The following is a 13,943-nucleotide window of genomic DNA, read 5'->3' as shown; positions in this document are numbered from 1 at the left end:
GACGTCCGCCGACACATCACGGAAGAGGACGTCGGCCGACACCCGGAGAGAGAACGGCGGTGGCCAGACCGGCGACCGAAGCTCGGTCAGGCGGCGTACACGACCTCGCGCTCGCGGTCGATCGGCCCGCGGCTCGCACGCAGGGTGGTGCGCAGCGGCCCGTCGTGGTGGACGGCGACCGACAGCTTCGCGTCGGCCGAGATCTTGGCCTTCGGCGTCCCACGGTTCAGCCGCGCCTCCGGCCCCGCGGACGCGGCGGCCGCCGCCGGCTCCACGGCGGGCACGGCGGCCTCGTCGGACGACCCGGGTGCGGCGACCGGGGAGGCGGCGGACTGCGACGCGGAGTCGGGGGCGCCGACCGGAACCAGCACCGGTGGCAGGTCCTCCGACAGCGCCAGCGTGTCGCTCACGTCACGCAGGACCTCGGACAGCGCGGCGCCCAGCGCCTCGCAGATCGCGGCCAGCAGCTCGCTCGATGCTTCCTTCTGGCCGCGCTCGATCTCCGACAGGTAGCCCAGGCTCACGTTGGCGGCCGTGGACACCTCGCGCAGCGTGCGGTGCTGGGCCTGCCGTCGCGCTCGCAGCGCGTCACCGATGACTCGACGAAGCAGCACGGTGGCACCCCCTCTGACGCAGCTGGCAAGACCGCGAAAACTGGTACCCGTCACGGTACCTGGTGTGGAGCCGATCGACACCCCGCCCCGCGGTTATCAAGGGGTGAGGGTGACCGCGAGGGTCTCGGCCAGCAGGTCAACGGCCGCCCGCACGGCCCCCCGGCGGATCGCCGGCCGGTCACCTTCCAGGGTGAACTCGCGCACCTCGACCCGCTCCGGCTCCCCGTGCGCCGCCGGTGGCCCGACGACCGCCACGTAGACCCGCCCGACCGGCTGACCAGCCTGCGGGTCGGGCCCGGCCACTCCGGTGGTGGCCGCCGCCCAGTCGGAGCCGCATCGCTCGCGGGCCCCGGCGGCGAGCGCCGCCGCCACCGACGGGTCGACCGGGCCGTGTGCGTCGAGCAACGGCGCGGGCACACCGAGAAGTGTCGCCTTGAGGGCTGTTGCGTACGCCACGATGCCCCCGCGGAACACCCGGCTCGCCCCCGGCACCTCCACGAAGGCGGCCGCCAGCAGCCCGCCGGTCAGCGACTCGGCCACCGCGAGCGTCTCACCGCGGGCGGCGAGCGTCGTCAGGATCGTCTCGGTGTCGCTCGTCATGCGACCGGCTCGTCCGCCGGGGGCGCCACGGCCGGCGCCGGGCCGGGAAAGGGTAACGGCGATCGCCGGAGGCGGATCGCACGTAGGACGTAGTCGGCACCTGTGACGACGGTCACCGCCACGGCGGCGAACATCAGCCACGGGCCGACGGCGGCGAGGCCGTCGGGCAGTGGCGTCAGATACCACCCGATGGCCAGGATCTGCAGGGCCGTCTTGACCTTGCCGCCCCGGCTGGCCGGGATGACCCCGTGCCGGATCACCCAGAGCCGCAGCGCGGTCACGCCCCACTCGCGGACCAGGATGACCACGGTCACCCACCAGGGCAGCTCGTCGTAGATCGACAGCAGGACGAGTGCCGCGCCGGTGAGCGCCTTGTCGGCGATCGGGTCGGCGACCTTGCCGAACGACGTGACCAGGTTGTGCGCCCGGGCGATCCAGCCGTCGACGTAGTCGGTCGCCGAGGCGATGACGAAGATGATGCCCGCCGCGAGCTGCCAGCCGTCGCGCGTCATGCCGCTCGCGACGACGCAGCCGACGAACACCGGCACGAGCACCATCCGCGCGACCGTGAGGACGTTGGCCGCGTTGAGCAACGGAACGGGCTTGACCGGCGTCATGGCCGGAAGCTCACAGCCGGACTGATCATCTCGATCGGCACCGCCACCAGGTCGACGCCGATACTTTCCGTGACTTTGGCGCGCACGAAGTCGCCTGGGCGCAGCACGCCCGGGTCCAGCCCGGCGCCGGCGACGAGCGTGGTCGAGCCGTCGACCTCGGGCGCCTGGTGCGCGGCCCGGCCCTCCACCTCGCCGTCCTCGATCTGGTCGACGAGCACCTCGACGATCGACCCCACCCGGTCGCCGGCGCGCTGCGCGCACAGCTCCTCGGCGAGGGCGCTCATCCAGTCATACCGCTTCTTGATCGTCCCTGCGGAGACCTTGTCCGGCAGGTCGGCGGCCTCGGTGCCGTCCTCGTCGCTGTAGTCGAACACGCCGACCGCGTCGAGCCGCGCCTCGGTCAGGAACCGCGCAAGCTCGTCGATGTCGGCCCGCGTCTCCCCGGGGAACCCGACGATGACGTTGCTGCGTGCGCCGGCCTCGGGGTCGAGCTGCCGCACGGTCTGCAGCAGCTCGAGGAAGCGCTCCGTCGAGCCGAACCGGCGCATGCGGCGCAGCACCGGCTCGCTGGAGTGCTGGAACGACAGGTCGAAGTAGGGCGCGACGCCGGGCGTGGTGGCGATCGCCTCGACCAGGCCCGGGCGGGTCTCGGCCGGCTGCAGATACGACACGCGCACCCGCACGATGCCGTCGACCTCGGCCAGCTGGGGCAGCAGCTTCTCCAGCAGGCGCGGGTCGCCCAGGTCCTTGCCGTATGACGTCGAGTTCTCACTCACGAGGACCAGCTCGCGGACGCCGGCGCGGGCCAGCCACTCGGCCTCGGCGAGCACCTCGTCGGGCGTGCGCGACACGAAGGCGCCGCGGAACGACGGGATCGCGCAGAACGAGCACCGCCGGTCGCAGCCACTCGCGAGCTTGAGCGGCGCGACCGGCCCCGACTCGAGCCGCTGCCGCAGCACGCCGCGCAGGTGCGCCGGCAGGTGGCCGGGTGTGACGACCGTCTCGGCCGCCGCCCGCCGCTGCACGGGACTGATCGGCAGCAGCGTGCGCCGGTCGCGCGGTGCGTGCGACGCGATCGTCTCGCCGGCGAGGATCGCGTCGAGCCGCGCCGCCATGTCCGGATAGTGGTCGAAGCCGAGCACCGCGTGCGCCTCCGGCAGCTCGCCCGCCAGCTGCTCGCCGTAGCGCTCGGCGAGGCAGCCGGTCGCCACCACCTTGGCGCCGGTGTCCGCCGCCGCGAGTAACGTGTCGATCGAGTCCTGCTTGGCCTTGGCGACGAACCCGCAGGTGTTGACGAGCACGACGTCGGCGTCGGTGCCGTCGGTGGTGACGGACCAGCCGCCCTCGGCCAGGCGCGCGGCGAGCTCCTCGGAGTCCACCTCGTTGCGGGCACAGCCCAGTGTGAGCAGGGCTACGCGACGGTCAGCGTTGGTGGACATGCTGTCGAGGGTACCGACCGGGACTGACAATTTGCCGGGCGGATCCTGCCCTAACCCGCCGTGATCGGGGCGGGAAACGGGTCACGGAAGCTGAACGCGTCAGGCGTCGAGCCGTTGCGTCGCAGCAGGTCGAGCCGCTCCCCGGCCTCCGTCGGCGTCGGGATGTGCCCCGCCGGGAGCCACCACAGGACCGCGGAGACGTCGCCGTAGGGCTCGAACCACTCGCGCCGCCTTCGCAGGACCTCCAGATGCGGACTCCGGAACGTGAACTCGCGCAGCGCGTCCAGGCTCTCCCAGACCGACAGGTTGACCAGGACATCCGGGCCGAACGGGCGCAACGAGGTCGCATCGGCCCCACCGTCGTCGACGAGCCGCCACACGAAGCCGGGCGAGGCGTCGGCGATGGCGTTGATCCGGTCGAGGTCGCCGAAGAAGGCGGCCACCCGGGGGTCGCCCTTGGTCGCGAGCAGGCGGCCGACGTTGAGCTGCGCGAGGTGTGAGGTCATGCGGGGAGTCTAAAACAAACGTCTATTGTTTTTAATCCCGGTCCACGACGACGCAGCACCCGTCCGGTCGCGGGTCGATGCGGACCCGGGGGCCAAGAGCCCCTTCCAGCAGCGCAAGATTCGCGCCACAGACCACCCCGGGGTGGGTCCGTGCCACGCCGTCGAACGGGCAGTTCCGCAGCCGCCAGACCTCCCCGTCCTCGAACGGCTCGTAGCCGAGCCGCCGCAGCACCTCCTCCGCGGCACCCTCCCCCGCGAGCCGCTCCCCCCGCTTGCGCGCGGCCGCGTACAGCGCCGGCTCCGCGCCGACCTCCTCCACCGCGTCGGCGAACACCTCGGCCAGCACGCGGTACCCGCGCGGCGGCAGGCTCACGGAGAGTTCCACGGGCGCCCGGCGGTACACCTTGGCGGGCCGCCCGGCCCTGGGCCCGGCCCGCCGCGCGAACGAGACCTCCAGCAGCCCGGCCTCGGCCAGCTTGTCGAGGTGGTGCGCGGCCAGGTTCCGCCCGATCCCGAGCGCGGCAGCGACCTCGTCGCGGCTCACCGGCTCGGCGGCCGCGGCCACGTGCTCGTACACCGCCCGGCGCTGCGGCTCGCCCAGCACCGCCAGCGACTCGACTTCCACGCCGACAACTATTGCAGCAGCGTGGCCGCCACCGTCAGGGTCACCATCGACACGGCCGTGGAGACCACGATGACGTCGCGCGAATAGGTCCCGTCGACCCCGTGGGCCCGGGCGTACACGAACGTGTTCTGCGCCGTCGGCAGCGCCGAGCAGAGCACCGCCGCGAGCAGGTCGCAGCCGGTGAGCCCGAACCCGACCCGCGCCACGACCAGGCACACGACGGGCTGCAGGCACGATTTCAGGAACACGGCGAGCCCGACCTCGACGGGCCGGCGCGCTTCTGCGTCCGGATTTCGCGTGGGTACCAAGGACAGCCCGAGCGCCACCAGCGCCGACGGCACCGCCGCGTCCCCGAGCAGCCCCACCACGTCGGCGACGAGCTTCGGCAGCCGCACGCCGAGGCTGCCGAGCACGACCCCGGACAGGCAGGCGAGCAGCACCGGACTCCGCAACGGCACGGTGAGCAGCCGCCGCCACCGCCCACCCGGATGCTCGGCCTGCGCGAAGTCGAGCGTGCTGAGAATGATCGGCGTCAGGATCACGGTCTGGATCAGCAGCACGACGGCGATGAACGAGGCGTTGCCGAGCACCTGCGCGGCGACCGGAATCCCGAGGTTGCCCGCATTGACGTACCCGGACGCCATAGCGGCGACGGTCTGCTCGGCGAGCGGCCGCTTGAACACGTACCGCGCCGCGAGGAACCCGCCCGCCCCCATGAGCAGCGTGGCGCACACAAAGGCGGCGATGCCCCGCCCCGCGGCCCCGCCGACGGGCTGCCGGGTGAGCGTGTCGAGCAGCGCCGCGGGCATGGCAACGTAGAAGACGAACCGCCCGAGCACGTCAACCGCGCCCGCTCCGAGCACTCCGGTGCGCCCGGCGACGAACCCGACCGCGGTCAACGCCCAAATGGGCACAAACGCCACCAGCACCGCGTCAACCGCCCCGGGTCACAGCCGCTCACCGCCGTGGACCACCCAACCACGGGCACCGGACGACTCCCACCCGCCGCCGCTGAGACGCACCACACACCCGAGGACGCGCGACGCCGGGCAACCCGTTCGACGTTGGTCGATCTACCCTCAAATGATCTCGATGCGAGAGGGTAGATCGACCAACGTCTCTAGATGCTCGGGCCGGCGAAGGTCACCGCAGCCGCTGCCTGATGACGACCGACAAGCCCGGCGATCACGCCGATGGGTCCCGGGCCGACAGCGCAGGACCAGACGGACAACGAACCCGGAAGCCGGGCCGGGGACCCAGGGGCGCGTTAAGCGTCCTCGTCCTCGCGGAGGGCGGCCAGCGCCTCCGACAGCTCGTCCGGTTTGATCAGCACATCGCGGGCCTTCGAGCCCTCCGACGGGCCGACGATGCCGCGGGTCTCCATCAGGTCCATCAAGCGGCCGGCCTTGGCGAAGCCGACGCGCAGCTTGCGCTGCAGCATGCTCGTGGAGCCGAACTGGCTGGTCACCACCAGTTCGATGGCCTGCAGCAGCAGGTCGAGGTCGTCGCCGATCTCCTCGTCGACCTTCTTCTTGCTCTCCTCGGCCTTGACCAGCACGTCGGGGCGGAACTCCGGCTCGCGCTGGTCCTTGCAGAACCTCACCACGTCGGCGATCTCGGTCTCGGAGACCCACGCGCCCTGAATGCGGATCGGCTTCGACGCGCCCATCGGCAGGAACAGCGCGTCGCCGCGCCCGATCAGCTTCTCCGCACCCGGCTGGTCCAGGATGACCCGCGAGTCGGCCAGGCTCGACGTCGCGAACGCCAGCCGGGACGGCACGTTCGCCTTGATCAGGCCCGTGACCACGTCCACCGACGGCCGCTGCGTGGCCAGCACCAGGTGGATGCCGGCCGCGCGGGCCAGCTGCGTGATCCGCACGATCGAGTCCTCGACGTCACGCGGCGCGACCATCATCAGGTCGGCCAGCTCGTCGACCACGACCAGCAGATACGGATAGGGCCGGATCACGCGCTCGCTGCCCGGGGGCGCCGTGATCTGGCCCGCCCGAACCTTCCGGTTGTAGTCGTCGATGTGCCGCACCCCGGCCGCGGCCAGGTCGTCGTAACGCATGTCCATCTCGCGCACGACCCACTCGAGGGCGTCGGCCGCCTTCTTCGGGTTGGTCACGATCGGCGTCACCAGGTGCGGAATCCCCTCGTAGCTGGTCAGCTCGACCCGCTTCGGGTCCACCAGCAGCAACCGCACCTCGTCCGGCGTCGACCGCGTCAGCAACGACACCAGCAGACTGTTCAGACACGAGGACTTGCCCGCCCCCGTCGCGCCCGCGATCAGGATGTGCGGCATCTTCGCCAGGTTGGCCAGCACGTAGCCACCCTCGATGTCCTTGCCCAGCGCCACCACCAGCGGATGATGGTCGGACGTCGCCGGCCGCGACCGCAGCACGTCGCCCAGCACCACGTTCTCCCGGTCGGGGTTGGGGATCTCCACCCCGACCGCGCTCTTGCCCGGGATCGGGCTCTGGATCCGCACGTCCGGCGACTTCACCGCATAGGCGATGTTGCGCGACAGCGCCGTGATCCGCTCGACCTTCACGCCGTGGCCGATCTCGACCTCGTAGCGCGTCACCGTCGGCCCGCGCGTGAAGCCGGTGACCAGCGCGTCGACGCCGAACTGCTCGAAGACGCCCTGCAGCGCCGCCATCACCTCGTCGTTGGCCCGCGTCCGGCCGCGCGGCGCGTCACCGGTGCCCAGCAGCGTCGGCGGCGGCAGCTTGTAGTCGGCGTCGGTCAGCGCGAGCTGCTCGGCGCGCGTCGGCAGCGGCGAGTGCTCCGGCGGCTCCTTCGCCTTCTTGCGCTTGGCGGGCGGCGCCACCCGGTCGAGCACGACCGTGTCGTGGACCGGGTCGGGGACCAGGTCGGGCGCGGCCTCGTCGAACAGCACACCGCGGCCCGCCTCGGCGGAGTCGTCGTCGAGCGGGTGCGGCATCGCGCCCTGCCGGCGCCGGGACGGGCTGCGCCGGGGCTTCGGCTCGGGCTCGTCGTAGAGCTCCTCGAACTCCTCCTCGTCGCTGGCGAGCGTCGGGTCCTCGACCCGGCCCAGCGCGAGGTCGCGCAGCTGGCGCCACCGGTGCGGGATGCGGCTGATCGGGGTCGACGTGACCACCAGGAGCCCGAAGCCCGACAGCAGCAGGAGCAGCGGCACCGCGACCCAGGCGGTCACGGCCATCTCCAGCAGCCCGCCGCCCGCCCGGCCGAGCAGGCCGCCCGCCCGGTCCATCTGCGGCGGCTTGGTGGGGCTGTCGGCGGCCAGGTGCAGGAGGCCGGTGATGCCGATCGAGAGCGCGGTCCAGCCGACGATGCCGCGGCCGCGGTGCTCGTCGTCGGGGTTGGACCGCATCACGCGGATGCCGCCGATGAGCAGCAGCACGGGCAGCGCCGCCGAGGTGGCGCCGATGAACGTGTGGCAGACCCCGGCCAGCCAGCGGCCGACCGGCCCGGCCGCCTGGAACCACAGCGCGGCGGTGAGCAGCACCGCGAGGCCGATGAGCCCGAGGCCGGCGCCGTCGCGGCGGTGCTCGGGGTCGAGGTCGCGGGCGTTGGCCGCCTGGCGGCCGATGGCGCGGGCGCCCCAGCCGACACCGTGCGCGATGCCCATCCAGACCGCGATCATGCCCCGGCCGAGCAGGCCGAGCGGCGTGGCCACGACGGCGCCCGTGCGCCGGCGCCGCACCGGGGTCGGCGTCACCCGGGGGGTCGCCGCCCGCGTGCGGGCCGGCGTCGCGGACGTGGTGCGGGCCCGCGGCGGCGTCCGCTTCGCCGCCGAACTGGTCGCACGCGTGTTCGAACCGCCGCGGGCGTTGGACGCGCCTCCGCCGCGGCCGGCCTGGGAGGTGCGGCCCGCCATGGTCACACCGTAGCGGGGGGCTCCGACATTTCTTCGGTTCCGCGCTTCGTGTCCCGCCGGTTTCTGTACTTCACGTACACCCCGGCATACGATCCGAACACGACCAGACCGACGATGACCTGCAACAAGTGCGTGTGCCGCTCGGGATAGAGCACGCCCTCGACGTACTGGTCGATGAATCCCCGGCCGACCCCCGCCTCGCCGGCCCGCCGGCGCGCCCAGTGCTCGACGTAGGTCAGCGGGCACGTCAACGGGATCGTGACCACGGCGAGCCCCCAGGCGGCGGCCACCAGGTGCGGCCAGAAGGCCCTGGGCCACCGCCAGGCGACGAACCCGCCGAGCACCACGTACGCGAGGAAGGCGAAGTGCACCACCAGCACCGTCGTCGCCAACGCCCGGTACACGGTCCTACACCTCGACCACCGTGGGGACGATCATCGGCCGCCGCCGGTACGCCTCGTTGACCCAGCGGCCGACCGTGCGGCGCACGATCTGCTGGAGCTGGTGCGGGTCGGTGATCCCGTCCGTGGCCGCCTTGTTGAGCGCCTCGGTGACCAGCGGCAGCACCGCGTTGAACACCGCGGGATCGTCGGAGAAGCCCTTCGCGGACACCGTCGGCCCGGCCACCACCTTGCCGGTGACGGAGTCGATGACCACGGTCGCCGCGATGAACCCGCCGTCGCCGAGGATGCGGCGCTCGGTGAGCAGCGACTCGCCGACGTCCCCGATCGCGAGCCCGTCGACGTACACGTACCGCGAGCGGATGTGCCCGACGAGCGTGGCCTGCCCGTCGACCAGGTCCACGACGTCGCCGTCCTCGCACAGCACCACCCGGTCGGCGGGCACGCCGGCCTCGCGCGCCAGCTGGGCGTGGGCCCGCAGGTGGCGCCACTCGCCGTGCACCGGCATGAAGTTGCGCGGTTTGACGACGTTGAGCAGGTAGAGCAGCTCACCGGCGGGCGAGTGGCCCGACACGTGCACCTTGGCGACGTCCTTGTGCACGACGATCGCGCCGGCCCGCGAGAGCTGGTTGATCACGCGATACACCGCGGTCTCGTTCCCCGGCACCAGGGAGGAGGCGAGCACGACCGTGTCGCCCTCACCGATGACGATGTGCCGGTGGTCGCCGTTGGCCATGCGGCCCAGCGCGCTCATCGGCTCGCCCTGCGACCCGGTCGACATCAGCACGATCCGCTCGGGCGGCAGGCTCATCGCCTCGTCGATCGCCACGACCAGGCCGGCGGGAATGCGCAGCAGGCCGAGGTCGCGCGCGATGCCCATGTTGCGCACCATCGACCGGCCGATCAGCGCGACCTTGCGGCCGTGCGCGTGGGCGGCGTCGAAGACCTGCTGCACGCGGTGCACGTGCGAGGCGAAGGAGGCGACGATGATCCGGCCGGTCGCACGCCCGAAGATGCCCTCCAGGACCGGGCCGATCTCCCGCTCCGGGGTGACGAACCCGGGGATCTCCGCGTTGGTCGAGTCGGACAGCAGCAGGTCGACGCCCTGCGCGCCGAGCCGCGCGAAGCCGGCCAGGTCGGTGATCCGCCCGTCGAGCGGCAGCTGGTCCATCTTGAAGTCGCCGGTGTGCAGCAGCGTGCCGGCCGTCGTGGTCACCGCGACCGCGAGCGCGTCGGGGATCGAGTGGTTGACGGCGAAGAACTCGCACTCGAACGGCCCGAGCCGCTCGACCTGCCCCTCCTTGACCGTCAGCGAATACGGCTCGATGCGGCGCTCGGCCAGCTTCGCCTCGACCAGCGCGAGGGTGAACTTCGAGCCCACCAGCGGAATGTCGGGCTTGTGCGCCAGCAGGTAGGGCACCGCGCCGATGTGGTCCTCGTGGCCGTGCGTCAACACGATCGCCTGAACCCGGTCGAGGCGGTCGAGGATGGAGGAGAAGTCCGGCAGGATGAGGTCGACGCCGGGCTGCTCGACGTCGGGGAACAGCACGCCGCAGTCGATGATCAACAGCTTGCCGCCGTGCTCGAGCAGCGTCATGTTCCGGCCGATCGCGCCCAGGCCACCCAGTGGCGTCACCCGGAGGGTGTCGAGCCCCGGTGGGGGCGGCGGATCGAGCTCGACGTGCGCCACCGTCATAGGGCCACTCCGAGTTCGTTGTGGTGCGCCATCTGATCGGCGGTGCCGATCGTGCGGCCCGCCTCTGCGCAATCCTCTCGCAACCGGCCGACTTCCGCCGCATTCGCCGCGACAAGCGGCGGGCGAACGGGGCCGGCGGGCAGGCCGAGCAGGGTCAGCGCCGCCTTGGTCAGCATCACGCCCTGCGTGCGGAAGAACCCGCAGTACGCCGGAAGCAGCTTCAGGTGCAGCTCACGGGCCTGCTCGACGTCGCCGGCCTCGTGCGCGAGGATCATCCGCTTGGTGTCGGGGCCGAACACGTGTGTCGGCACACCGACAACGCCGACGGCGCCCACCGAGAGCAGCGGCAGGGTCAGCTTGTCCTCGCCCGAGTAGTACGCCAGGTTCGTCCGCTTGATCACCCAGGCGCTCTCGCCGAGGTCACCCTTGGCGTCCTTGACGGCGATGATCCGCTCGTGCTCGGCCAGCCGGCACATGGTCTCGGTCTCGATCGGCACGCCGGAGCGGCCCGGGATGTCGTACACCATGACCGGCAGGCCGGAGGCGTCGGCCACGGTCCGGAAATGCTGCAGGATGCCGGCCTGGGGCGGCTTGTTGTAATACGGCGTCACGACGAGCAGGCCGTCGGCGCCCGCCTTCTCGGCGGCGCGCGCCAGCTCGATCGTGTGCGCGGTGTCGTTGGTGCCCACGCCGGCGATCACGGTGGCCCGGTCGCCGACGGCCTCGACGACCGCGCGCAGCACCTGGTCCTTCTCCGCGTCCGACGTGGTCGCGGACTCGCCGGTGGTGCCGTTGATCACGAGGCCGTCGTGCTCCTGCTCGTCAACCAGGTGGGTGGCCAAGCGGGCGGCGCCGGCGACGTCGAGCGAACCGTCAGCCTGGAACGGCGTGACCATCGCGCTGAGCAGCCGCCCGAACGGACGGCCGGGGACGGAACCGGTGCGTGTCATACGCACAACCTAGCGGACGCCTCTCGCTCGCTCTTCTCAAGATTCCCAACTGAACTGCGGGGCGGCGACCTCGGTGCCGTCCGGCAGTTTGGTGATCGTGAAGTCGCCGAACACGCTCGGCGCGATCCGCCGCAACTCGTGCAGGCAGGCGACCGCCACCTCGCGGATCTCCACGTCGGCGGCCTCGGTCGCGCGCATCGTCACGAAGTGCCGCCAGGCCCGGTAGTTGCCGGTGACCACGATCCGCGTCTCGGCGGCGTTGGGCAGCACCGACCGCGCGGCCTGCCGGGCCTGCTTGCGCCGCGAGGTGCCGCCGGCGACGTCGGCGAACTTCGCCTCCAGGCCCTCCAGCAGCTCGTTGTAGGCCCGCTGGGCGGCCTCGGCGGCCTCCACGAACGTCTTGTGCAGCGCCGGGTCCTCGGCGATCACGGCCGGCTCCACCATCGCCGCCTCGCGCCCCGGCACGTACCGCTGCGACAGCTGCGAATACGAGAAGTGCCGGTGGCGGATCAGCTCGTGCGTGAACGACCGCGACACGCCCTGCAGGTAGAACGTCACCGACCCGTGCTCGAGCACGCTCAGGTGGCCGACCTCGAGGATGTGGCGGAGATACCCCGCGTTGGTGGCCGTGGCGGGATTGGGCTTGCTCCACGACTGGTAGCAGGCGCGCCCGGCGAACTCGGCCAGCGCCTCGCCGCCCTCAGCATCGGTCTCCCAGGGCACGTCGCCCGGCGGCTCGAAGTGGGTCCAGGCGATCGCTTTGACGGAGAGCATCCGCTGAGCCTAGACGAAGAACCAGGTGAAAGGCGCCCAGGGAAGGTTGCGCAACACCGAGAATGCGAGCCACGCCACCAGGAACCCGATCATCGCCCCGTTGGAGATGCGCAGCTGCGGCAGCTTGAACGGCAGGTTGAGCCGGTTGACCGTCCAGCTCACGTACAGATACGCGAGGAACGGCGCGGCGAAGACCAGCGGCGCGTGGTGGTGCGCGGCGGCCGGGATGTCGCCATGCAGCATGTACCACGCTGCGCGGGTGCCGCCGCAGCCCGGGCAGTCGAACCCGGTCAGCAGCTTGACGATGCAGGTCGGCGTGTCGGCCGCCCCGGCGGACGTCGGCTTCATGAGCAGCGTGTAGGCCACGCCGCCGCCGATGAGCGCCCCGACCCCCGCCGGCCCGGCCCAGGCCGGCAGCCGGTCGATCAGCCGCTGGAAGCGGCTCTTGGGCGGCGGCGGGAAGGCGTAGTGGTAATAGGGCGGCACCTGCTCCGAGGCGTGCGGCACCGCCGCTTCACCGACGGGCGTCGCCGGGAGCGCAACCGGGACTGGTGACGTCACGCCCTTCACGCTACACCGCACTCGCCAGCGGCGACCCCAGCGCTTTCGTCAGAAGGTCGGCGAAGTCGCCGCGCTGCGGGGCCTCCACCTCGCCCAGCCCCAGCCACGCTGAGAACCGGTGCAGCTCGGCGGCGAGGGCCTCGGCCACCACCTCCGGGGTGGGCGCGCCCCGCCCCGCCGGCGGCTCGGCCCAGGCCGCCGGCACCTGCAGCACGCCCGCCTTCCGGTCGGCCTTGAGGTCGACCCGGGCGACCAGCCGGTCGCCCAGGAGGAAGGGCAGGACGTAGTAGCCATACAGCCGCTGCAACGGCGGGACGTAGATCTCGATGCGGTAGTTGAGCCCGAACAGCCGCTGCACCCGCGCCCGCTCCCACATCAGCGGGTCGAACGGGCTGACCAGGGTCGCCGCCGACACGCGTCGCGGCAGGCGGGCCTCGGCGTGCAGGTAGCCCTGCGGGACCCAGCCCTCGACCCGCACCGGTGTCAGCTCCCCCGCCTCGACCAGCTCGGAGATCGCGGTGCGGGCGCCGTCGAGCGGCAACCGGAAGTAGTCGCGCAGCTCCGCCTCGGCCGACACGCCCAGCGCGCGGGCGGCGACCCGGACCAGCTCACGGAAGGCGTCGGCCGGCTCCGGGTCGGGCGTGGCCAGCACCTCGGCCGGCAGGATGCGCTCGGGAACGTCGTAGACCCGGGCGAACGACGAGTTGCGCCGGGCGACGCTCACCTCACCGGAGTAGAAGAGCCACTCGATCGCGGTCTTCGTGTCCGACCAGTTCCACCCCCAGTGGTCCTTGCGCCGCGGCTGGACCAGGTCGCCCTCGACCTCGGTGGCGGTCATCGGCCCCTTGGCCCGGATCTCCTCCAGCACCCAGCGCACCAGCTCCGGCTGCTCGCGGGCGATGCGGACCATGCGGCCCCAGGCCCCGCCCGAGCGCATCCGCCAGCGCAGCATCGGGTGCAGGTGCACCGGGACCAGGGAGGCCTCATGCGCCCAGTATTCGAACAGGTCGCGGGGGCGGCGATAGGCCAGCCGGTCGAGGAGGTCGGTGCTGTAGGGCCCGAGGCGGCTGTAGGCGGGTAAGTAGTGGGCGCGCTGGACCACGTTGACCGAGTCGATCTGCAGCAGGCCGGTGCGGGCCACCACCCGGCGCAGGTGGCGGCGCTCCGGCTCGCCCGAAGGGACGCGGTCGGTGAAGCCCTGGGCGGCGAGGGCGATCCGCCGGGCCTGCGTGAGCGACAGTGTCTCGGTCATCGCCACGCAGGCTATCTCCGGGGTACGACAAAAATCGGCGGCC

The 13,943-nt window shown here is 72.2% G+C and carries 14 protein-coding genes; all 14 read right to left on the bottom strand.

Annotated features, from left to right (window positions below; genetic code table 11):
* Positions 1 to 86 precede the first annotated feature (86 nt).
* Positions 87 to 614, bottom strand: a complete 528-nt coding sequence (locus IEZ31_RS34620; protein ID WP_190254275.1) for a helix-turn-helix domain-containing protein — start codon at positions 612 to 614, stop codon at positions 87 to 89.
* 96 nt (positions 615 to 710) lie between these two features.
* A complete protein-coding gene (locus IEZ31_RS34615) occupies positions 711 to 1,214 on the bottom strand; it encodes a CinA family protein (RefSeq protein ID WP_190254274.1) in 504 nt (167 codons plus the stop codon).
* Positions 1,211 to 1,831 carry a CDP-diacylglycerol--glycerol-3-phosphate 3-phosphatidyltransferase gene (gene pgsA / locus IEZ31_RS34610; RefSeq protein WP_190254273.1) on the bottom strand — a complete coding sequence of 207 codons (621 nt, stop codon included), beginning with the start codon at positions 1,829 to 1,831 and terminating at the stop codon, positions 1,211 to 1,213. Before pgsA ends, IEZ31_RS34615 begins: the two co-directional genes overlap by 4 nt.
* Entirely contained in the window at positions 1,828 to 3,270 is a 1,443-nt protein-coding gene (gene rimO / locus IEZ31_RS34605; RefSeq protein ID WP_190254272.1) for a 30S ribosomal protein S12 methylthiotransferase RimO, read from the bottom strand. The genes pgsA and rimO overlap by 4 nt, the downstream gene beginning before the upstream one ends.
* Positions 3,271 to 3,320: 50 nt before the next feature.
* Positions 3,321 to 3,776, bottom strand: coding sequence for a DUF3291 domain-containing protein (locus tag IEZ31_RS34600; protein WP_190254271.1), 456 nt, complete (start codon positions 3,774 to 3,776; stop codon positions 3,321 to 3,323).
* A 31-nt stretch (positions 3,777 to 3,807) separates the two neighbouring features.
* A complete protein-coding gene (locus IEZ31_RS34595) occupies positions 3,808 to 4,401 on the bottom strand; it encodes a helix-turn-helix transcriptional regulator (RefSeq protein WP_190254270.1) in 594 nt (197 codons plus the stop codon).
* An 8-nt stretch (positions 4,402 to 4,409) separates the two neighbouring features.
* The gene (locus tag IEZ31_RS34590) at positions 4,410 to 5,324 is read right to left on the bottom strand and encodes an AEC family transporter (protein ID WP_268241711.1); all 915 of its coding nucleotides are present in this window, start codon (positions 5,322 to 5,324) and stop codon (positions 4,410 to 4,412) included.
* A gap of 344 nt (positions 5,325 to 5,668) precedes the next feature.
* Positions 5,669 to 8,266 carry an FtsK/SpoIIIE family DNA translocase gene (locus IEZ31_RS34585; protein ID WP_190254268.1) on the bottom strand — a complete coding sequence of 866 codons (2,598 nt, stop codon included), beginning with the start codon at positions 8,264 to 8,266 and terminating at the stop codon, positions 5,669 to 5,671.
* 2 nt (positions 8,267 to 8,268) lie between these two features.
* Positions 8,269 to 8,670, bottom strand: a complete 402-nt coding sequence (locus IEZ31_RS34580; protein ID WP_190254267.1) for a DUF2784 domain-containing protein — start codon at positions 8,668 to 8,670, stop codon at positions 8,269 to 8,271.
* A gap of 4 nt (positions 8,671 to 8,674) precedes the next feature.
* A complete protein-coding gene (locus IEZ31_RS34575) occupies positions 8,675 to 10,363 on the bottom strand; it encodes a ribonuclease J (protein ID WP_190254266.1) in 1,689 nt (562 codons plus the stop codon).
* Positions 10,360 to 11,313: a 4-hydroxy-tetrahydrodipicolinate synthase gene (gene dapA / locus IEZ31_RS34570; protein WP_190254265.1), complete on the bottom strand. Its 954-nt coding sequence runs from the start codon at positions 11,311 to 11,313 to the stop codon at positions 10,360 to 10,362. Before dapA ends, IEZ31_RS34575 begins: the two co-directional genes overlap by 4 nt.
* A gap of 36 nt (positions 11,314 to 11,349) precedes the next feature.
* On the bottom strand, positions 11,350 to 12,087 hold the full coding sequence (gene thyX / locus IEZ31_RS34565; RefSeq protein WP_190254264.1) for an FAD-dependent thymidylate synthase: 738 nt from the start codon (positions 12,085 to 12,087) through the stop codon (positions 11,350 to 11,352).
* Between the two features lie 9 nt (positions 12,088 to 12,096).
* Positions 12,097 to 12,648 (bottom strand): DUF2752 domain-containing protein, encoded by a 552-nt coding sequence (locus tag IEZ31_RS57075; RefSeq protein ID WP_229836101.1) that lies wholly within the window; start codon positions 12,646 to 12,648, stop codon positions 12,097 to 12,099.
* Between the two features lie 10 nt (positions 12,649 to 12,658).
* On the bottom strand, positions 12,659 to 13,906 hold the full coding sequence (locus IEZ31_RS34555; protein WP_190254263.1) for a winged helix-turn-helix domain-containing protein: 1,248 nt from the start codon (positions 13,904 to 13,906) through the stop codon (positions 12,659 to 12,661).
* Between the last annotated feature and the right edge of the window lie 37 nt (positions 13,907 to 13,943).

The sequence above is a fragment of the Dactylosporangium sucinum genome (assembly GCF_014647515.1).
GTDB classification, from domain to species: Bacteria; Actinomycetota; Actinomycetes; order Mycobacteriales; family Micromonosporaceae; genus Dactylosporangium; species Dactylosporangium sucinum.
Note: the sequence above shows the minus strand (reverse complement) of the source record. Positions and strands in the feature narration are given on the sequence as shown.